Annotated in this window: 18 protein-coding genes and 2 pseudogenes; 13 read left to right on the top strand and 7 right to left on the bottom strand. The window is 71.1% G+C overall.

What is annotated here, in order from left to right; translation table 11 throughout:
• Positions 1–3 precede the first annotated feature (3 nt).
• Positions 4–378 carry a winged helix-turn-helix transcriptional regulator gene (locus tag ACZ5XZ_RS32030; RefSeq protein WP_468984450.1) on the top strand — a complete coding sequence of 125 codons (375 nt, stop codon included), beginning with the start codon at positions 4–6 and terminating at the stop codon, positions 376–378.
• A gap of 311 nt (positions 379–689) precedes the next feature.
• Positions 690–1,226, top strand: a complete 537-nt coding sequence (locus ACZ5XZ_RS32025; RefSeq protein WP_468984448.1) for a GNAT family N-acetyltransferase — start codon at positions 690–692, stop codon at positions 1,224–1,226.
• A gap of 184 nt (positions 1,227–1,410) precedes the next feature.
• Here ACZ5XZ_RS32025 and ACZ5XZ_RS32020 read toward each other — a convergent pair whose 3' ends face one another.
• Positions 1,411–2,292 carry a SigB/SigF/SigG family RNA polymerase sigma factor gene (locus tag ACZ5XZ_RS32020; RefSeq protein ID WP_468984445.1) on the bottom strand — a complete coding sequence of 294 codons (882 nt, stop codon included), beginning with the start codon at positions 2,290–2,292 and terminating at the stop codon, positions 1,411–1,413.
• Positions 2,293–2,395: 103 nt separating this feature from the next.
• On the opposite strand from ACZ5XZ_RS32020, the pseudogene ACZ5XZ_RS32015 reads away from it, so the two are divergent.
• The 6 genes and pseudogenes from ACZ5XZ_RS32015 to ACZ5XZ_RS31990 all read left to right on the top strand — a co-directional run.
• A pseudogene (locus tag ACZ5XZ_RS32015) lies at positions 2,396–2,553 on the top strand (IS630 family transposase); the annotation flags it as partial.
• 580 nt (positions 2,554–3,133) lie between these two features.
• Entirely contained in the window at positions 3,134–3,550 is a 417-nt protein-coding gene (locus ACZ5XZ_RS32010; protein WP_468984443.1) for a CBS domain-containing protein, read from the top strand.
• A 320-nt stretch (positions 3,551–3,870) separates the two neighbouring features.
• A complete protein-coding gene (locus tag ACZ5XZ_RS32005; RefSeq protein WP_468984440.1) occupies positions 3,871–5,349 on the top strand; it encodes an aminotransferase class I/II-fold pyridoxal phosphate-dependent enzyme in 1,479 nt (492 codons plus the stop codon).
• Between the two features lie 164 nt (positions 5,350–5,513).
• Positions 5,514–5,723: a DUF6381 family protein gene (locus ACZ5XZ_RS32000; protein ID WP_468984438.1), complete on the top strand. Its 210-nt coding sequence runs from the start codon at positions 5,514–5,516 to the stop codon at positions 5,721–5,723.
• 145 nt (positions 5,724–5,868) lie between these two features.
• Positions 5,869–8,322 carry a molybdopterin oxidoreductase family protein gene (locus ACZ5XZ_RS31995; RefSeq protein WP_468984436.1) on the top strand — a complete coding sequence of 818 codons (2,454 nt, stop codon included), beginning with the start codon at positions 5,869–5,871 and terminating at the stop codon, positions 8,320–8,322.
• Entirely contained in the window at positions 8,319–8,822 is a 504-nt protein-coding gene (locus ACZ5XZ_RS31990; protein WP_468984434.1) for a hypothetical protein, read from the top strand. Before ACZ5XZ_RS31995 ends, ACZ5XZ_RS31990 begins: the two co-directional genes overlap by 4 nt.
• A gap of 34 nt (positions 8,823–8,856) precedes the next feature.
• Here the strand turns inward: ACZ5XZ_RS31990 and ACZ5XZ_RS31985 are convergent.
• The 3 genes and pseudogenes from ACZ5XZ_RS31985 to ACZ5XZ_RS31975 all read right to left on the bottom strand — a co-directional run.
• Positions 8,857–8,988 (bottom strand): annotated as a pseudogene (locus ACZ5XZ_RS31985) (SDR family NAD(P)-dependent oxidoreductase); the annotation flags it as partial.
• 34 nt (positions 8,989–9,022) lie between these two features.
• Complete coding sequence (locus ACZ5XZ_RS31980; RefSeq protein WP_468984431.1) at positions 9,023–9,751, bottom strand: DUF6766 family protein; 729 nt, start codon at positions 9,749–9,751, stop codon at positions 9,023–9,025.
• A gap of 87 nt (positions 9,752–9,838) precedes the next feature.
• On the bottom strand, positions 9,839–10,261 hold the full coding sequence (locus ACZ5XZ_RS31975) for a hypothetical protein (protein ID WP_468984428.1): 423 nt from the start codon (positions 10,259–10,261) through the stop codon (positions 9,839–9,841).
• A gap of 401 nt (positions 10,262–10,662) precedes the next feature.
• Between ACZ5XZ_RS31975 and ACZ5XZ_RS31970 the strand changes: the two genes are divergently transcribed.
• The 4 genes from ACZ5XZ_RS31970 (at position 10,663) to ACZ5XZ_RS31955 (ending at position 16,943) form a co-directional block, all read left to right on the top strand.
• Positions 10,663–11,697, top strand: a complete 1,035-nt coding sequence (locus ACZ5XZ_RS31970) for an SDR family NAD(P)-dependent oxidoreductase (protein ID WP_468984426.1) — start codon at positions 10,663–10,665, stop codon at positions 11,695–11,697.
• Between the two features lie 25 nt (positions 11,698–11,722).
• The gene (locus tag ACZ5XZ_RS31965) at positions 11,723–12,088 is read left to right on the top strand and encodes a hypothetical protein (protein ID WP_468984424.1); all 366 of its coding nucleotides are present in this window, start codon (positions 11,723–11,725) and stop codon (positions 12,086–12,088) included.
• A gap of 524 nt (positions 12,089–12,612) precedes the next feature.
• On the top strand, positions 12,613–13,779 hold the full coding sequence (locus ACZ5XZ_RS31960; protein WP_468984421.1) for an exonuclease SbcCD subunit D: 1,167 nt from the start codon (positions 12,613–12,615) through the stop codon (positions 13,777–13,779).
• Positions 13,776–16,943: an AAA family ATPase gene (locus ACZ5XZ_RS31955; protein ID WP_468984418.1), complete on the top strand. Its 3,168-nt coding sequence runs from the start codon at positions 13,776–13,778 to the stop codon at positions 16,941–16,943. Before ACZ5XZ_RS31960 ends, ACZ5XZ_RS31955 begins: the two co-directional genes overlap by 4 nt.
• 33 nt (positions 16,944–16,976) lie before the next feature.
• Here the strand turns inward: ACZ5XZ_RS31955 and ACZ5XZ_RS31950 are convergent, their stop codons facing one another.
• On the bottom strand, positions 16,977–17,423 hold the full coding sequence (locus ACZ5XZ_RS31950) for an Lrp/AsnC family transcriptional regulator (RefSeq protein ID WP_384435717.1): 447 nt from the start codon (positions 17,421–17,423) through the stop codon (positions 16,977–16,979).
• A 94-nt stretch (positions 17,424–17,517) separates the two neighbouring features.
• On the opposite strand from ACZ5XZ_RS31950, the gene ACZ5XZ_RS31945 reads away from it, so the two are divergent.
• On the top strand, positions 17,518–18,000 hold the full coding sequence (locus tag ACZ5XZ_RS31945; RefSeq protein WP_468984415.1) for a rhodanese-like domain-containing protein: 483 nt from the start codon (positions 17,518–17,520) through the stop codon (positions 17,998–18,000).
• Positions 18,001–18,015: 15 nt separating this feature from the next.
• Here ACZ5XZ_RS31945 and ACZ5XZ_RS31940 read toward each other — a convergent pair whose 3' ends face one another.
• Entirely contained in the window at positions 18,016–18,270 is a 255-nt protein-coding gene (locus ACZ5XZ_RS31940) for a GNAT family N-acetyltransferase (RefSeq protein ID WP_468984412.1), read from the bottom strand.
• Positions 18,271–18,343: 73 nt separating this feature from the next.
• A complete protein-coding gene (locus ACZ5XZ_RS31935) occupies positions 18,344–20,038 on the bottom strand; it encodes a DUF885 domain-containing protein (RefSeq protein ID WP_468984410.1) in 1,695 nt (564 codons plus the stop codon).
• Between the last annotated feature and the right edge of the window lie 94 nt (positions 20,039–20,132).

The raw sequence follows: 20,132 nt of genomic DNA, 5'->3' as shown, positions 1-20,132 counted from the left end.
CGTATGGGAGAGCGTGAGGAACTGGCGGGGGACGGGTTCGCGGCGGACTGCCGGGCCCGGGTCGCCTTCGAGGTGCTGGCGAACCGATGGGACAGCGTGGTGGTCTTCATCCTCGGCGAGGGCGGCCCGATGCGCCCGCGCGACCTGCTGGACCGGATCGGCGGCATCAGCCCCAAAGCGCTCAACGACGCGCTGCGGCGGCTGGAGTACAACGGCCTGGTGGAGCGCCGCCGTTACGCCGAGGCGCCCCCGTGCGTCGACTACGTCCTCACCGAGGCCGGCACGGCCCTGCTGGTTCCCATCCGCGCGATGGGCACCTGGGCCGCCCGCTACGCGGACGTCGTCCTGGCCTCTCAGGATCGCTTCGACGCCCGCTGATACGGCAATGGTCTTTGTGGCACCGGCCGGACGGCGAGAAGGCCAATCGGCCGGTGATGGACATGCTCACCGAGGACGGTGGGGAATACCTCTCCTTCGCCCTGGTGACCGCCCGTGCCCCAGCCTGAGCTCAAAGCTCTCCGCTCGCTCTGTTACGGTCACCTCGGCGCGGAAAGCGCGCGAACACGGCTCCGTTTCAGGGAGGTTGATGAATATGGCCGTCAATGGCCCTTCTCAGCATGCCCTTTTCCGGTCCGCGCGCTGAAGCGACGCGACGCGGTCCGGGTCGTTCCAACGACCAGGAGTCACACGTGCATTCCTCCCTCTCCCAGAACCTCACCGAGCTGACCACCGAGCGGCTCGTCCTGCGCACCTGGACTGCGGCCGAGGCCCTCGCCGTCCTCGAATGCGAGAGCAGCACCCGGCCGGCTGACTGGGCCGGAGACTTCCCCTCCGAAGGCGACGGTGTCATCGCGAGCCTCCTCGGCGACAACCCCGCCTGGCTCGACACGTACGGCCACCGGCTGATCATCGAGCGGGACAGCGGTCTCGTCGTCGGCTCGATCGGCCTGTTCTGGCCGCCCGCCGAGGGGGTCCTCGAACTCGGGTACGGCGTCGTCGCCTCCCGACGCGGCCGGGGCTACGCCACCGAGGCCACCCGGGCGCTCGCCGCCTTCGCCCTCGTCGCGCCCGGCGTCCACACCGTGGCCGCCGGCGTGGAACTGTCGAACCCGGCCTCCGTCCGCGTTCTGAAGAAGGCCGGCTTCGAGCGGTACGACACCACCCCGGCCGATGACGCCGCAGGCGTGGCTCGCTTCGGAGTCACACGGCACAACCTCGGGAAGTAAGAGCCCGGTGGGTCGCCGGCATCGCCGTCGGCCCACCGGCTTCGACCACCACGCCCAACTCGCCGCGCCTCTGGACAGCTCGCTGAGGTTCTTCGGTTCTTCGCCCGGCACCTGATCTGATCTGACCTGACCCGGTTTGCCGGGCCGGGGCACCTGCCAAGGCCCGGCAAACCGACGATGCCCGTCAGTCGGTGGCCAGCATCTTCTCCCGTAGCCGTGTGCAGATGCGGGTGATGAGGCGGGAGACGTGCATCTGGGAGACACCGAGTTTCTCGCCGATCTCGCTCTGGGTCATTTCGGCGCCGAAGCGGAGTTCGAGGAGAGTGCGGTCGCGGTCGTCGAGCTCGGCAAGGTGCGGCCTGAGCGCCTGGATGTCCTCGGCCAGTGCGAGGGCGGGGTCTTCGGCCCCGATGAGGTCGGCGACGAATCCGGTCTGCTGCTGGGAGCCCGAGGCCTGTATGGGCCGGTCGATGGAGTCGCTGTCGTAACCGTTGGCGGCCACGAGACCCTCCGCCACCTCCGCCTCGTCCAGGTCCAGGTGGGCGGCGAGGTCGGCGACGGTCGGTTCGTGGACGCCCTGGTCTTCGAGCTGCTCGCGGGCTCGGGCCAGTTCGATGCGCAGTTCCTGCAGACGGCGGGGTACCCGGACCGACCAGGTGGTGTCGCGGAAGAACCGCTTGATCTCGCCCTGGATGTAGGGGACGGCCAGCGTGGTGAACTCCACACCACGCGAGACGTCATAGCGGTCGATGGCCTTGATCAGTCCGATCGTGCCGACCTGCAGCATGTCCTCGGCGGACTCCCTGCGGCCGGAGAAGCCCCGGGCGACGTAGCGCACCAGGGTCAGGTTCATCTCGATGAGGGTGTTGCGCACGTACTGGTACTCATGCGTGCCCTCCTCCAGCGCGTCAAGTCGCAGCAGGAAAGCCTTCGTGAGCCCTCGTGCGTCAGCCGGAGCGAGGTGCAAGGGGTCCTGGATCTGCGGCAGCACCGTCGAGGCCGGGTCGGCCCACACCTTCGACGTGGTCTCCTGCACGGTTCCCGCCGTCGTGCTGCTCTTGCTCATCTCCGGCTCCCTCCGGCTGCTGAGTCCCCGTACGTCGTAGGCCCCTGCCCGGCTCTGCCACGAGCACACCTCGCTTGTCGCCTCGATCACGAAGGTCACCTGGCGTCGCCGCCTCTGGGGCCGCATCGGCCGCACCCGGTGGTGCGGGTGCGAGGACGCGGCTCCGGCAGAGTCTCGCTGGCGGGGATGACGGCCTGCTACAAGCCGGGTCAGCGGTCCAGGTTGCTCTACGCGGTCCGTGAGTACCGGGGCCGCAAGAACCCTTGCTGAAGTCTCCGCGACGCCCGGATTGGCGGGGTTCGCCCCACGCAGAACCGCGAAGCCTGTAGCAGGCTGGGCACCGGGACCGGCCCTCCCGTCAGCCCTAGGTGGGACAGGCACACACCGTCATCGTTCTCCTTCCAGTCCGGTGCCTGAGCGCCACGCTGATCCACCGGCAGCCGGAGCAACAGAAGGCATACGGGTGTTATTGCGGCCCACGATCGGGAACCCGTGGTTCGACGGCCGGAGAGCTGATAGCCCGAAGCCTCTTCCTCAGCCGCGCGATGAAGTCCGCCGGAGTCCTAGGGCCTGTCCGATGGGTCAGGGTCGGAGAGGCCGCGGCGTCTGGCACGGCACCTCGCGGCGTTGCCGAAACGTCCCGATAGCTCCGCTATCGAGACGCTCCGGCGCCTTGCGATGCACCGCACCAGACGCCGCGGCCTCTCCGACCCTGACCCATCGGACAGGCCCTAGGGGCCCCTGAAGCTGCTCGCCCGTGGTCTGGGGCTGGTGACCGGGTGCGCGAGGACCTCACCGGCCGCGGGCAAGAATCCCGCCGCTCCAACGAGAGGTGAAAGACATGCCGGTAGCACGCGACATCATGACGCCTGGTGCGGAGTGCATCGGATCCGAGGCCAGCGTCCTGGACGCCGCTCGCAAGCTCACCGATCTGGGTGTGGGGGCGCTGCCGATCTGCGGCACCGACGACAAGCTCAAGGGGGTGCTGACCGACCGGGACATCGTCGTCAAGGTCTTGGGCAAGGGACGCGATCCGCAGCAGACCAAGGCCGGCGAGCTGGCACAGGGCGAGGCGGTCACCATCGGTGCCGACGACGGGGCGGACGAGATCTTCGCGACGATGGCTCGCCACAAGGTCCGCCGTCTCCCGGTCATCGACGGTCGCCGCCTGGTCGGCATGGTGGCGATGGCCGACGTCGCCCGCGCCCTTCCCGACCCCGAGGTCGGCGGTCTCCTCGATGCGCTCTCCAGCGACTGACCGACAGGCCAGGGCCTATCGGATTGCGTGGCGCAGCGGACTGTGTGCGTCCGACGCAGAGCCCGCCTCGGGCGTGAACCAGTAGCGCCCGGCGGCTACGCCGGAGGCTACCGACGAAAGGAGAGGGATCGCGCGGCCATCGCCACAGGAGCCCGCCGGCCGGAGTCTGAGGACACCTCTCACGAGACGGCCTCCAACACGCCGAGGGAGGCCCCCCAGCAGGACGCATAGATCATCTCTCGGCCACAGCGCACGGCCCATGCGGCGGTGCGCGGGGGTCGGAGACCCAATCGAGTCAGACCTTCGAATGTGGTGGTGCCATGTCTCCTGATCACAGCCAGGCGCCGGTGCTGGACGCCCTCGCGGAATATCACGCCACGGGGCAGCTGGCCTTCGGCCCGCCCGGCCACAAGCAGGCGCGCGGAGCCGACCCCAGGACGCGTGACGTGCTGGGTGATGCGGTCTTTTACGGCGACGTACTCGCCTTCGGCGGGCTGGACGACCGGCGGGCCCGAAGCCGGATCCTGGAGCGTGCCGAGCACCTGATGGCCGACGCGGTGCACGCGTCTCACACGTTCTTCTCGACCTGCGGAAGCTCCCTTTCGGTGAAGGCGGCCATGCTCGCGGTGGCGGGCCCGCACGAGGAATTGCTGATCGGCAGGGACGCGCATAAGTCCGTCGTCTCGGGCCTGATCCTCTCCGGTATTCGTCCCATCTGGGTGGACCCCCGATGGGACGCTGACAAACATCTGGCGCACCCCCCTTCGGCAGACGACTTCGAGCAGGCCTTCGCCGCTCACCCAGATGCCAGAGGAGCCCTGGTCACCAGCCCGACACCGTATGGAAGCTGTGCTGACCTGCGGGCCATCGCGGACGTATGTCACCGTCGGGGCCGCCCCTTGATCGTCGATGAGGCATGGGGCGCGCATTTGCCCTTCCACCCGGGCTTGCCCGCGTGGGCCATGGACGCGGGTGCGGACGTGTGCGTGACCAGCATCCACAAGATGGGCGCCGGCCTGGAGCAAGGCTCCGTCTTCCACTTGCAAGGGGATCTGCTGGAGCCGGCGCTGCTGAAGACGCGCGCCGACCTCCTGGGCACCACCAGCCCGTCGGTGCTGATCTATGCGGCTCTCGACGGCTGGCGCAGGCAGATGGTCCAGCACGGCCGGGAGCTGCTCGACCGAGCCTTGAAGCTGGTGGCGCAGACGCGGGCGGCGATCGAGGACATCGAGGGCCTGCACGTGAACGGCCGTGCCGACTTCTGCGGTGCGGGCCTGGCGGACGACCTCGACCCGTTGCCGGTCGTCATCGACGTCAGCGGTCTGGACACCACCGGGTACCGCGCGGCGGACTGGCTGCGCGAACACCGCTCGATCGATGTGCACCTGTCCGACCATCGCCGTATCAACACCCAGCTCACGTACGCCGACAACGAAGAGACCACGAACGCACTTGTCGACGGGCTCAAGGCACTGGCAGCGGCCGCGCCCGAGCTGGGTCCCGGCCCCCAGGTGCATGTCCCCGCGCCTGAACGGCTGCGGATGGAACAGAAGTGCCTGCCACGTGACGCGTTCTTCGGCGCTGTCGAGGATGTTCCGCTGCACGAGGCGCCCGGCCGGGTGGCCGCGGAGATGCTGACGCCATACCCGCCCGGTATTCCTGCGGTGCTGCCGGGCGAATTGCTCACCGAACCGGTGCTGCGCTACCTGCACTCAGGCGTCCAAGCAGGGATGTACGTGCCCGATGCCGTGGACACCGGCTTGGAGACCGTGCGGGTCATGGTCAGTCCTGGCGAGTGACGCAGCGACTCGCTTCGGATTCTGGCACGCGACGGTGTTCGCTGCTGTCGGCCTCGACCCGTACGACCAACTCGGGGTCTGCAGCGGACAGCAACGGTTCGAGATGCGACGGTTACGGGCCTCTGTTTCGCTGAGGGCACGGTCGCGAAGTCCAAGGAGTGTCCATGAGCGTGTCAGACGAGTCCGGAAGCCGTCGGGCGGAGCAGGCGCAGAGGGTCCAGCAGCTGAGGGACGCAGCCGAACTGGCCGGCGACCCTGAGGAGCGACGGAGGCTGCAAGAAGAGGCCCGACGCATCGAAGAGCAGAGCCAGCGGCGAGACGACGGCCGTTCTCAGGGAATGAGGACCGCGCAAGAGCAGTACCCTCCTGAATGACTTCCCCTCCTACCCGTGCCGAGGGCCGCTCCGTCCCCGGCACGTCGGACGTCGCCGCAGCCGCTGTGCTCACCGGCGGACGTGTAGCGGTCGGCGTCCACCCGGCATGTCGGGCCAAGCGCCGTTGCGCTACCTGGGAGAGCTGATGGCCCAACGGATCTCGGATGTATGGGGGGCTCGTAGCCCCTTCCCTGCGGGTGGCGACTGGCCCGATCGCGTGGACGCATACCTGACGGTGGAGGCGCCACGTGTGGAGCGGTGGGTGCGGTCGGCGTGCGTGCTGTGTTCCACCGGATGCGGGATGGATATCGCCGTTGCCGACGGCCGTATCGTCGGCGTAAGAGGCAGGCGTCAGGACAGGGTCAACCATGGGCGGCTCGGCCCCAAGGGGCTGTTCGGGTGGCAGGCGAACAACTCCCCGGACCGGCTGACCCGGCCGCTGCTCCGTGTCGACGGCGAGCTGCGCACCACCGACTGGGAGACCGCCATGCAGGCCGTGGTCACCCGTTCCCGACAGGTGCTGGCCGAGCACGGGCCACTGGCGATGGCTTTCTATACGAGTGGGCAGCTGTTCGCCGAGGAGTACTACGCCCAGGCCCTGATCGCCCGAGGCGGCATCGGCACTCCGCACCTGGACGGGAACACCCGGCTGTGCACGGCGACGGCCCAGTGGGCCCTGGTGGAGAGCTTCGGCAGCGACGGTAATCCGGGCTCGTACGCCGACATCGACGAGTGCGACACCCTGCTCCTCGTCGGCCACAACCCGGCCGAGACCCAGACGGTCCTGTGGGCCCGCATGCTGGACCGGCTTCACGGTCCCGATCGGCCGCGGCTCGTCGTGGTGGACCCGCGCCGTACGCCTACTGCGCGCGAAGCCGACGTTCATCTCGCCCTTCGTCCCGGCACCAACGTGGCCCTGCTCAACTCCCTGCTGCACGAGCTGGTGGTCAACGGGAGCGTCGCCGAGGAGTGGGTCCGCGCGCACACCGTGGGCTACGACCGCCTCGTGGAGGTGGCGCTCCAGTACCCGCCCGAGCGTGCCGCGGAGATCTGCGGTGTGCCGGCCGAAGCGATCCGCGCAGCCGGCGGTCTCCTCGGTAAGGCCGAGCGGCTGGTGTCCACCGTGCTGCAGGGCGTCTACCAGGCTCACCAGGCGACCGCTGCCGCTGTCCAGGTCAACAACATCAACCTGCTCAGGGGCATGATCGGACGCCCTGGCTGCACGGTCTTCCAGATGAACGGCCAGCCCACCGCGCAGAACACCCGGGAGACCGGGGCCGACGGGGCACTGCCCGGCTTTCGTAATTGGCAGAACGACGCACATGTCGAAGAAGTCGCCCGGGCGTGGAACGTGGATCCGCTGCGCATTCCCCATTGGTCGCCACCCACCCATGCCATGGAGATCTTCCGCCACTGCGAAAGCGGTTCGATCAGGTTCTTGTGGGTCAGCGGCACCAACCCGGCGGTTTCACTGCCCGAGTTGCACCGGATCCGCTCCACATACCGCCGAGGGGAACTCTTCCTCGTGGTCTCCGACGCGTTCCCCACCGAGACCACCGCACTGGCGGACGTCGTTCTGCCGACGGCCATGTGGGCTGAGAAGACCGGTTGCTTCACCAATGCCGATCGCACCGTTCATCTCTCACGCCGTGCTGTCAGTCCGCCAGGGGAGGCACGGTCCGACTTCGACATCTTCCTGGACTACAGCCGGCGGATGGGGTTGAAGGACAAGGACGGGGGCCCGCTGCTGAACTGGTCCGGTCCAGAGGACGCCTGGAACGATTTCACCGAGCTGACCCGTGGCCGTCCGTGCGACCAGAGCGAACTGACCTACACCAAACTCACCGACAGCGAAGGCATCCCATGGCCTTGCACCGACGAGGCAGCCGAGGGGACCGCTCGCCTTTACACCGACCATGTCTTCCCGACCGCCGCAGAAGAGTGCGAGGACTACGGACACGACCTGGTCACCGGCGCTCAGAACGAAGCCGACGAGTATCGTGCCCACGACCCGGCCGGCCGCGCATTCTTGAAGTCCGCGCACTACCTGCCCCCGCACGAACCCGTGGATGAGGAATATCCGCTACAGCTCACCACGGGCCGCACGGTCTATCACTGGCACACCCGCACCAAGTCGGCCAGGGCGCCCGAACTCCAGGCGGCGGCACCGGAGATGTGGGTGGCGCTGCACCCCGACGATGCTCTCCCTCTCGGCATCGCTGACGGTGACCTGGTACGCGTTCGCTCTCGGCGCGGCGCCATTGAAGCGCCTGCAGTGCTCCAGGACCATCAACGCAAAGGCGTGGTCTTCGCACCCTTCCACTACGGGTACTTCGACCAAGCCGACCCGTATCGCCATGCTCGGGCGGCCAATGAACTCACTCGCACGGAGTGGGACCCCGTCTCCAAACAGCCCCTTTTCAAGGCCACTGCCGTCCGGCTGCAGAAAATCGCCGACGCCAGGGCAGGGGGCCTGCCCGTCGTGGTCGCGGACGCCTCTGCCTCCACCGGCATGGGCGGTGTTCCTCCCGCCTCCGAAGGGCCAGGGCCCAGCGACAGCAACACAGGCACCGCCGCGCCCTCCGGAGATCACTCATGACCGCGCTCGACCTACTGCTCAAAGACCTGCACAAGGCGGAGACCGCCTTGGCCAGGGAGTACCGTGCGACCGCCGAGCGACACGCCACGGACGCCGGCACGCACTACGTCTGCCTCACCCTCGCCGAACAGTGCGACCAACACGCCGCCGCGCTCCGTGAGGCGGCCACCGGCTTCAGCGCGAGTCGGTCGGAGTCCCACTGGCCGGAATCACTCGCGGCCTTCGTGCGGGGCAAGGCTGAAGAGGCGCTCGAACTCACGTCTCCCGCCGGCCTCGGTCTTCTCCACGATCTGTGCCGGCTCTATCTCAGGGCCGGCTTCGTCGAGGTGCATTGGATCATGCTCGGCCAGGCGGCTCAGGCCCTGCGCGATCGGGATCTCCTCAGTGAGGTCTCCCGGCTCCACCCGCAAACCAGCACCCAGATCAAGTGGCTCAAGACCCGCATCAAAGAGAGTGCTCCGCAGTGCTACGCCGTCACGTCCGGCGACACTGCGCCGTGACGCGGCGCATCTGCCGGACCAAAGCCGGCGAGCTCGTGAAGAGCACATCGGCTCCTTCGCGCGCGAAGGCGAGTGCCACAGCCCGACCGATCCCGGAATCGCCGCCGGTGATAACCGCCTTGCGTCCGGTCACCCGAGCTGACAAGTGGCAGGGACCTCGCTCCACCCCTCGCGTGCGGCGCTGCCGGCCTCATCCGCCCTCAGCCCCCTTCGACGCCGGTGGCGGAGTGGGGTGCGCCGACCGGTTTGGATTCCGGCGAGCCGCGCTGCCTCAGGTAGATGGCGAGCACGGCCATGGAGGCGATCGCCAGCAGCTCGGACTGCCAGTTCTGCAGGGTGCGGTTCCAGAAGTCCGCGGAGGACAGGTAGTCGACCCATGTGGTGGGGGCCAGGAGCTCGCGCAACTGCTGCTCGTTGTAGGCCGCGACGCCGGTGACCGACTGGGTGAGCCAGGACAGCAGGAAGATGGCCCCCATGACCAGGCCGAGGGAACGGGAGAAGACGACTCCCCGCCAGCCCCTGTCCGCGGCCCAGCGTGGGGAATCGCTCCTGGCGTGCTCCCCGACCAACTGCTCCTCGTCCGATTCGGTACCGGCCTTGCCGAGTGCCTTGGATTCCGGCGATCCGCGTTGCAGCAGCCAGACGGTGCAGAAGATGTACAGGAAGAACTGCAGATACTCGGACTGCCAGTTCTCGGCGACATCGACGGCGAAGTCCGACGACGTCACATACGCGGCGAAGCTGACGGGGGCCAGACCGTCGGCGACGAGATCGTCGTTGAACGCGGCGCGCCCGGCCACCGCCTGTCCCGCGACGGCGAGCAGGAAGGTGGCCATGAAGAACAGACCGAGGCTGTTGTGCCGCACAAAGCGTCGTACGCGGTGCCGGTTCGCTGCGGCATCCGCACCGGGTTCCGGAACGGCGTTCATCGGTGCATCAGCCCCAACGTCATGAAGTACGCCAAGCCGCCGGCGATCACCAGCAGGATCCCGATGAACAGTGTCCGCATGGCGCTCTCACCCGCCCTTGATCTCGCACTGGTACGGCCGCTGAGGGCGTGGCCGGCAGCCGGCGGCCGTCAGCTTCCATCCGGTGGGGAAGTGCGCCAGGAACACGGTGTCCTGCTCCAGCAGCACCCGGGCCTGATCGCCGTAGACGTCCACGCCCCGGACCGCACCGGCCGCCGGCAGCTCCTGCTCCTCGACCGCCTGGCCGATCGCCTGATCGCATCGGCTCTTGGCGGACTGCTCCAGTTCCTCCCTGGTGGCGGGCGCGAGAGCGGCGCACAACCGCCCGAACTCCCCGGCGGCCAACGCTCGCTCGAACCGGATGACTTCCGCGGTGACCTCGTCGCGCCTCGCGGAAAGGGTGTCGCAGGCACTGACCGTAGCGAGTACCGCCAGCGCCCCCGCCGCGGGCGCGTACCGCCTGCCACGCATTCTGCCTCCCCGGCGGTCTGGGCAGCAGTGGGCCCGCTCGTTCGATCTGCGACATGCGACTACCGCCCATACGACCTCCGCACTCAGGTACCCGCAACCGGGAGGAGGCCAACGGTGCTCGCCCACCTGCCGCCGGGTGCGAACCCTGGCACGAAGCGGCGCGGACGGGGCGCGGACGTGGCGAGGCGGTCGCCATGGAGGCTCGCGGGGCCCGTTGTGGAGGCACACAGCCCGTCGCCGGCCTGCCCCCGTCGCCGCGCTCGCGGAGAAACCAGGAGAGCGAGCGACCAGCAGTTCCAGCTCCCCGCATCCGACTGCGCGCGAGCGCTTACATTCGCCGAGCCGAGCGCCCCCGCGTAGCGTCGTTGGTGAAGCGCGACGAGAAGGACAGGGGCTTGATCGTGCACCTGAAGCCAGCCGCTCCGTCCATCGAAGGCCTGACCGCCGTGGTCACCGGCGGCTCGCGAGGGCTCGGCCTGCTCCTTGCCCGCCAGCTCATGCGGCGAGGCTGTGACGTGGTGCTGCTGGCCAGGGATGCGCCCGAACTCGGCAGGGCCGTCGCAAAGCTGGACGTGCCGGGGGTGGGCTCGGTGCGCAGCGTGGTGTGCGATGTACGGGATGCCACCGCGGTCCGTGATCGCCTCGCCGAGATCGCCGATCGCCATGGCGGCCTGGACATCGTCATCGCCAACGCCGGCATCATCCAGGTCGGCCCCGCAGAAGCCCTGGGCCCGTACGGCTTCCGTGACGCGATGGAGTCGATCTTCGACGGTGCCCTCAACACCGCTTTCGGTGCCCTTCCGCACCTTCGTCGCAGCGGGGCCGGCGGCCGGCTGGCCCTCATCGGCTCGGTGGGCGGCTTGCTGGCGGTGCCCCACCTGTTGCCGTACTCCTGCGCCAAGGCGGCGGTCGCCGCGCTCGCGGAGGGGCTGCACGCGGAGGAGGCGGCGCACGGCGTCACGGTGACGGGTGTCCACCCTGGTCTGATGCGCACCGGCTCGCATCTGCATGCGCACTTCGGTGGGGACCGGCGGCGGGAGTACGCGTGGTTCCAACCGCTGGCCGGTGCCCCGCTCCTGTCCATGAACGCCGAACGAGCGGCGGAGCGCATTGTGTCCGCAGTGCAACGGCGACGAACCCGGGTCGTCCTCACACCGGCGGCCAAGCTGGGCTCCGTGGCCCATGGTGTGGCACCCGTGGCCACCACCCGGCTCATGTCAGTGGTGAGCCGCCTGCTCCCCGGCAACGCCGCACAGCGCGAAATCCTGCCAGGAGCCGAGGTCGCCGCGGTGGATCAGCCGCCCGCGCGGCGGCTGCGCGGGGTACTGGGCGTGCTCAACGAGAGGGCGGCCGACAGGTTCAACCAGCGTGACGGAACAAGAGGCGGACGGCAGCGGCCACCGGGGTGCGGATCTGCCGGCGGGTCCGCAGGCTGAAGGCAGAGGGGAAGGAGACGACGACATGTCCAAGGAGCGGAAGTCCTCCCATCCGAAGATGGGCGAGGGACACAGCATGCACAAGGGAACCGAGCAGCACGGATGGTCACCCGACGTCGACCAGACCGAGCAGCAGAGGAACGAGAGTGCGCATCGGTCCTTCCACCCGGAGCGCTATGCACCCGAGGCGGACGCCGGTAAGGAAGGCAGGGGTGGGGAGAAGGTGCCGCCGGCGAGCGACGTGCAGAGCGATACCAAGGGTGGAGAGCAGCGCGCCGCCGAGACCGAGGAAAAGGGTATGCGGGATCTGGGCCCCAAGGGTCGGTCGCGTCGGCCGAGTGGCACTCGGGACGACGAGGCGCAAACGGGTGTCGATCCGAAGGATTCCTGAGCGGCTCATGCCGGCGGTCCGCCGACGCCGGGCCGACGTTTTCGAAGGTCGTGAGCCTGACGCCGTCCTTCGCGTGGTGGGCGCATCGGGTGGCCAGCAGGCCGAGGAGACGTGGAGGCTGTCGCCCGGGCCCGCACTCTCGGCATGCGGGGCGGAGGGAGGTGCCGTCTGAGCGCAGGGACGCGGACGAGCCCGCGGGCGTTCCTTTGACGTGCTCGTCGGCAACCCGCCGTACGTCGCCGCCCCCGGCAACCGCATGCGCCGACGCAGCCGCAGCTACCCCTGGTGCCGACTCGCCGGCCGGGGAACGCCGCGATTCGGATCACGGCTGACATCTGTGACATCGACGGTCACTGATGACATCTACGGTCACTTGACTCCAGGCACGGGTGCGAGAATGAGGTCCGTGAGGGGCGGGGTGCTCGCCGCGACCGACGTGACTCGTGATGGCTCGTAGACTCGTGCTGACTCGGTGCTGACACGAAGCCAACGGAGAGGGACAACATGCAGGTCGGAGCGGCGCTGTGAGATTTCTGCACACCTCCGACTGGCACCTGGGGCGGTCCTTCCACCGTGTGAACATGCTCGGTGCCCAGCGCGCCTTCCTCGACCACCTCGTCGAGACGGTGCGGGCCCGGGAGGTCGAGGCGGTGCTGGTCGCGGGCGATGTCTACGACCGGGCCGTGCCGCCGCTCGCCGCCGTCGAGCTCTTCGACGAGGCGCTGCACCGGCTCGCGGACCTCGGCGTCCCCACGGTCATGATCTCCGGCAACCACGACTCCGCACGCCGCCTCGGCGTCGGCGCCGGACTGATGGAGCGGGCCGGCATCCATCTGCGGACCGACCCGGCGGGCTGCGGCACGCCCGTGGTCCTCACCGACGCGCACGGCCCGGTGGCGCTCTACGGACTGCCCTACCTCGAACCCGCCATGGTGCGCGACACCCTCGGCGCGCCGCGGGCCGACCACGCCGCGGTGCTCGGCGCGGCCATGGACCGGGTCCGGGCCGATCTGGCGGACCGCCCCGCCGGCACCCGCTCCGTGGTCCTCGCGCACGCCTTCGTCACCGGCGGCACGGTCAGCGACAGCGAGCGCGATATCACCGTCGGCGGGGTCGCCTCCGTGCCCGCAGCGGTCTTCGACGGCGTCGACTACGCCGCGCTCGGCCATCTGCACGGCTGCCAGACCCTCACCGAACGGGTCCGCTACTCCGGATCGCCGCTCGCCTACTCCTTCTCCGAGGCCGACCACCGCAAGTCGTCCTGGCTCGTCGACCTCGACGCGGACGGCGCCGTGCGCGCGGAGCGGGTGGACGCCCCGGTCCCACGCCCGCTGGCCCGCATCCGCGGACCGTTGGAGCAGCTGCTGGACGACCCGGCGCTGGCCCGGCACGAGGACTCCTGGGTGGAGGCCACGCTCACCGACTCCGTCCGCCCGCACGAGCCGATGGCCCGTCTCACCAAGCGCTTCGGGCACCTCGTCAGCCTCGTCTTCGACCCCGACGAGGGGCCCGCCCGCTCACTGGCGTCCTACGCGCAGCGGCTGCGCGGCCGCAGCGACCAGGAGATCGCCGAGGACTTCGTGGAGCACGTACGGTCCGGCCGCGCCGCCGACGAGCACGAGCGGGCCGAACTGCGCTCGGCGATCGACGAGGTGCGCGTCGACGACATGGCGGCCGAGGTGGCCCGATGAGGCTGCACCGGCTCACCGTCACCGCCTTCGGGCCGTTCGGCGGCACCCAGACCATCGACTTCGACCGCCTCACCCGCGACGGCCTGTTCCTGCTGCACGGGCCGACGGGCGCGGGCAAGACCTCGGTCCTGGACGCGGTGTGCTTCGCGCTGTACGGCTCGGTGCCCGGGGCGCGCCCCAGCGGCCAGGCGCTGCGCAGCGATCTGGCGGACCCGCCGACCCTCACCGAGGTCACCCTCGAACTGACCGTGGGCGAACGGCGGTTGGAGATCACCCGGCTGCCCGAGCAGCCCCGCCCCAAGAAGCGGGGCAGCGGCACGACGAAGGAGAAGGCGCAGAGCAGGCTGCGGGAGTTCGTGCCCGCCGGCACCGGGGCCGAGGGGCAGTGGAAGGCGCTGAGCCGCTCGCACCAGGAGATCGGCGAGGAGATCGGGCAGCTGCTCGGCATGAGCAAGGAGCAGTTCTGCCAGGTCGTGCTGCTGCCGCAGGGGGACTTCGCGCGCTTCCTGCGGGCCGACGCCGAGGCCCGGGCCCGGCTGCTGGGGCGGCTCTTCGACACCCGGCGCTTCGCCGCGCTGGAGGACCAGCTCAACGCCCGCCGCAAGAGCGCCGCCGACCAGGTCGCGGCCGGCGACGAGCGGCTGCTGGCGCTGGCGCACCGGATGGCGCAGGCGGCCGGGGAGAGCGCCGACCTCACCGAGCTGAGCGCGCTCGCCGACCTGGCCGTACTGCCGGTGCCGGCGCAGGGCCGGGCGCCGGCACCGACAGCGGCCGTCCCGGGGCAGACGGGTGCCGCCCGGCGCGGCGGGCGGAGCGGGCCGGCCGCCGCGACCCGTACCGCCGCGGCCGCGCAGGAGCCGGCCGCACCCGGCCCCGGGGACCCGGGATTCGCGGACGCGGTGCTGGTCAGGGCCGCCGTCGCCCGGGTGAGCGCACGGGAGCGGCTGGCCGTCGCCCAGGCCGCGGCAGGCGCCGCCGAGGCCGCGGAGCAGTCGGCGGCCGGGCGGCTGGTCCAGGCCCGCGAGCGCGACCGGCTCCAGCAGCGGTACGCCGATGCCCGGCGCCGGGCCGCCCGGCTCGACGCGTACGCCCACGAGCGCGGGCACACCCGCGACCGGCTGGCACGGGCCCGCGCGGCCGCCGAGGTCGCGCCTGCGCTCGCCCTGCGCGACGCCGCCTGGCGCGAGCTGGACGCGGCACAGCGCGCCGAGCGCGAGCGCCGGGCCCCGCTGCCGCCCGACCTCGCGGACGCCGGCTTCGACCAACTCACCGCGCTGGAAAGGGCGTCGAGGCAGGAGCTGGGGGCCCTCGCGGCGGCCCGGCGGGCCGAGCGGCGGGCCGAGGACATCGCCCGGGAGCGGGCCGCCCTCGACCGTGAGGCGCGCGCCGACGAGCAGACCCTGCTGGACGCCGGCGAGTGGCTCGCCGCATGGGACGGCGCCCGGCGCGCCCACCAGCAGCGCATCGAGACCGCGCAGGAGGCCGCGACCCGGGCCGAACAGCTCGGCGCCCGGATCGAACCGGCCGCCGAACGACTCGCCGCGGCCCGTCGACGCGACCGGCTCCGCGACGAAGCAGACGCCGCGGACAAGGAGCTGCTCGCCGCCAGGGAGCGGTCCGCGGCCGCCCATGAGCACTGGCTCGACCTCAAGGACCGGCGGCTGCGCGGAATCGCCGCCGAGCTCGCGGAGCAGCTGAGCCAGGGCCGGGCGTGCGCGGTGTGCGGCGCGACCGAGCACCCGCGACCGGCCCGGGCCGGCGCCGGCCATGTCGACCGGGCGGCCGAGGAGGCCGCGCTGGCGGCCCACCGCCGGGCCGAGGACGCCCGGCAGCGGGCGGAGGCGCACGGCCGGTCCGTCAACGAGACACTGGCCGCCGCGACCGCCGCGGCGGGCGACACCCCCACCGCCGAACTGGCCGCACACATCGAGGAGTTGCGTGCCGAGCACGCCCGCGACCATGCGCGCGGCGCCGACCTGCACGCCGCCCGCGAGGCGCTCGGACGCGCCGAGCGGGAGTACGAGCGGCGCCGGGACGAGCAGCAGCAGGCCGAGCGCCGAGCGGCCGCCCGTACCTCCCACCGTGAGGCGCTGGAGCGCGAGCGGGCCGCCCTCGACACGGAGCTGACCCGGGCGCGGGGCGAGTGCGCGAGCGTCACCGAGCGGGCCGGGCGGCTGGAGCGGCAGGTGGCGCTGCTCGCCGCCGCGGCGGAGGCGTCCAGCACGGCGCGCTCCTGCGCCGAGCGGCTCAAGGAGGCCGATGCCGGCGCGTCGGACGCCGCCTTCCAAGCCGGATTCGATACCCCGCAGGCCGCCGCCGAAGCGCTGCTGCGGGACGAGGAGTGGCGCGCGCTGCAGCAGCGGCTCGACGACTGGCAGCGCGAAGCGGCCGCCGTGGAGGCCGAGCTGGCGGACCCCGAGGCCCGCGCCGCCGCCGCGCTGCCCCCCGCCGACCCGGACGCCGCCCACGCCGCGCACCAGGCCGCCGCGGCGCGGCTGCGCACCGCCTCGACGGCCCTGGCAACGGCCAGGGAACGCTGCGCCGAACTCGACCGGCTCTCCGCCCGCGCCGAGGCCGACGCCCGCCGGCTGGCCCCGCTGCGCGCCGACCACGACCGCATCGCCCGGCTCGCGGCGCTCGCCTCGGGCACCTCCGCCGAGAACGAGCGCCGGATGCGCCTGGAGTCGTACGTCCTGGCCGCGCGGCTCGAACAGGTAGCGGCCGCCGCCAGCGCGCGGCTGCACCGGATGTCGGCCGGCCGTTACACCCTCGTCCACTCCGACGAACGAGCCGGCGGGGCGCGGCGCTCCGGCCTCGGCCTGCACGTCATCGATGCCTGGACCGGCCATGAGCGCGACACCGCCAGCCTCTCCGGCGGCGAGACCTTCTTCGCCTCGCTCGCCCTGGCCCTCGGTCTCGCCGACGTCGTCACCGACGAGGCCGGCGGCACCCGGCTGGACACCCTCTTCATCGACGAGGGCTTCGGCAGCCTGGACGAGCAGACCCTCGACGAGGTGCTGGACGTCCTGGACTCGCTGCGCGAACGCGACCGCAGTGTCGGCATCGTCAGCCATGTCGCGGACCTCAAGACGCGCATCCCGGCCCAGCTGGAGGTCGTCAAGGCCCGGTCGGGCTCCACGGTCCGGCACCGGATGCCCGGCTGAGCAGGCCCGTACCGGATCGCGGCGGGCCGCCCGCTACTGGCTGACCGGGCGGCGGGGGAGCGGTGAGGAGTAGACGACGCTGGTCGTCACCGAGCCGAGCGCCCCGATCCGGCCGGACACCTCCTCCAGGTGCCGCATGGAGCGGGCGGCGACCTTGAGGACGAAGCAGTCGTCGCCCGTGACGTGGTGCGCCTCCAGGATCTCGGGCGTGGTCTCCAGCAGATCGTGGAACGGCTTGTAATTGCCGTTCGGATACCGCAGCCGGACGAAGGCCAGGACCGGCAGCCCGATCCGCTCCGGGTCGATCACCGCCGCGTAACCCGAGATCACCCCGGCCTCCTCCAGGCGGCGGACCCGTTCGGTGACCGCGCTGGCGGACATGCTCACGGCGCGGGCCAGCTCGGCGTAGCCCGCGCGGCCGTTGTGCTGCAGGACGTCGAGGATGCGCCAGTCGGTGGCGTCAGGGGAATAACCGGTCATCCGGGTTGTCTAGCAGTGGATTCACCGGCAGATCAAGGGTTTTGCCGGTGATCATCGCTTCTCGGCCAGCGCGGCGCACCATAGGTTATCGGTCATGATCACACAGAAGCCGCAGCCCGCCAGTGCCGTACTCGCCACCCCGCCGGCCGCGCCCGCCGACGCCGCCGCGTACTTCGCCGCCCGCCTCGCCTTCCACACCGACGTCGCCGACGTCCATGCCGCGCTCGGGGCCGGCGCCGCCGATTTCGCCGTGGTCGACTCCCGCAGCACCGCGGCCTGGGACCAGGGGCACGTCCCCGGCGCGCTACATCTGCCCACCGCCCGGATCGCCGAGGACGCGGGTCAGCTGCTGGACCCGGCGGTCCCGGTCGTCGTGTACTGCTGGGGCCCCGGATGCGACGGCGCCACCCGCGCCGCGCTGGCGCTGGCCCGGCTCGGCTACCGCGTCAAGGAGATGCTCGGCGGCATCGAGTACTGGATCCGCGAGGGGTACGAGGTCGAGACCTGGCAGGGCACGGAACGCCGCCCGGCCGACCCGCTGACGGCACCGGTCGGGGCGGAGGACTGCGGCTGCTGAGCCCCGAGCACGGCTTCAGGCGTTGACAGCGGTCTGGGGGGCGTCGGCGGAGGCGTCGATCTCGTAGGCGCGCAGTCCCTCCCGCTCCCCGACGAACCGGAAGCCGGCCCGCTCCAGCACACGTTGCGAGGGGGTGTTCTCCGGCTCGGTCAGGGCCCACACCGTCCGTACCTCGGGCCGGGCGGCCGCCCAGCCGACCAGCAGCCGGGCCGCTCCGGTGGCCCATCCGGCGCCACGTGCGGACGGGGAGAGGTCGTAGCCGATCTCCACGAAGCCGGTGTCGTCCGGCGGCCGGCCACAACACCGTGCGGCGCCGGCCGGCCACCGGCCCCAGAAGCCCTGGTCAGAGCGCCGACAGCTCGCTCAGTAGATCGTCCAGGCCGAGCGAGCCCTGCGACAGCGCGGCCATGTGCCAGGCCTTGAGGTCGAAGTCCGCGCCGTGCCGGGCACGGGCCGCCTCCCGGCCCTGCAGCCAGACCCGCTCGCCGAGCTTGTAGCCGATGGCCTGACCGGCCATGCCCTGGTAGCGGATGATCTCGCTCTCGACGAAGTCGGCCGGGCGGCTGGAGTGGCGTGCGAAGAATTCGTGCGCCAGCTGCGGCGTCCAGCGCTCGCCCGGATGGAAGGGGGAGTCCGCCGGGATCTCCAGTTCCAGGTGCATGCCGATGTCGATGATGACGCGGACGGCGCGCATCATCTGGGCGTCCAGATAGCCCAGACGCCGCTCGGCGTTCGTCAGGAAGCCCAGCTCGTCCATGAGGCGCTCGGCGTACAGCGCCCAGCCCTCGGCGTTGGCGCTGACGATGCCCACCGTCGTCTGGTAGCGCGAGAGCCGCTCGGCGACGTGGACCCACTGCGCCAGCTGGAGGTGATGGCCCGGCACCCCTTCGTGGTACCAGGTCGAGACCAGGTCGTAGGCCGGGAAGCGGGTCTCACCCATCGTCGGCAGCCACGTACGGCCGGGGCGGGAGAAGTCCAGCGACGGCTGGGTGTAGTAGGGGGCGGCGGCACTGCCGGGCGGGGCGATCCGCGACTCCACCCGGCGCACCCGCTCGGCCAGTTCGAAGTGGGTGCCGTCCAGCGACTCGATGGCCTCGTCCATCAGCGACTGCAGCCACTGCCGGGTCTCCTCGACCCCCTCGATCGCCTCGCCGTGCTCATCGCACCAGGCCAGCGCCTCCCACGGCGTCTTCGCGCCGGGCAGCACCTTCTCCGCCTCGGCCTCCATCTCGGCCAGCAGCCGGTGGAATTCGGACCAGCCGTACGCGTACGCCTCGTCCGCGTCGAGGTCGGCGCCGTTGTAGTAGCGGGCCAGGCGGGCGTAGCGCTCGCGGCCCACCACGTCCGGTGCGCCCGCGATGGCCGGGGCGTAGCTGTCCCGGAACCAGTCGCGCAGCTCCACCAGGGCGCCGGTGGCCACCGCGGCGGCCTCGGTCAGCTCGGTCCGCAATGCGTCCGGTCCCGGGTCGGTGAACTCGGCGAACCAACTGCGGTCGGTGCCGATCCACTCGTCCAACTGGCCGATGACCGTGGTGACTTGGAGCGGGCCTGCGGGCAGGTCGCGCTTGCGGCCGGCGTCGAGCGCGGCGCGGTAGCCCTCCAGCGCGGCGGGCACGGCGCGCAGCCGTTGCGCGATCGCCGCCCAGTGCTCCTCGGTCTCGGTGGGGGTGAGCGTGAAGACCTCCCGCACGTGGTGCAGCGGCGAGCTGAGGTTGCTGACCGTGCGCAGGCCCTCGCCCGCCTCGTGCACCGCCAGCTCGGCGGTCAGCCGCTCGCGCAGCAGGCGTGCGCAGATCCGCTCGTCGGGGCTGTCCGCGCCCGGCCGGGCCTCGGCCTCGGTGAGCCTCTCCAGCGTCGTACGGGCGAGCTGGGCCACCGCTTCCTGGCCCGTCGGCGAGAAGTCGGGGAGCTTGCCGGAGCTCTCGGGGATCCCGAGGAAGGTGCCGGTGATCGGGTCCAGGTCGACGAGGGCGTCGACATAGGCGTCGGCGACCTGGCGGGGCAGCGGACCGCCCTCGGAAGTAGTGGTGTTGGACATGCTGGCCATCCTCGTACGGATCACCCCGCCCCGTCACCATCAATATGCCGGACGTGCCTGTCGCTTTACGGCGCCATTGCCAAACGGCCTACGG

This window comes from Streptomyces sp. NPDC033270 (assembly GCF_055576575.1).
The sequence above is the reverse complement of the archived record's forward strand: the minus strand, read 5'-3'. Positions and strand labels throughout refer to the sequence as shown.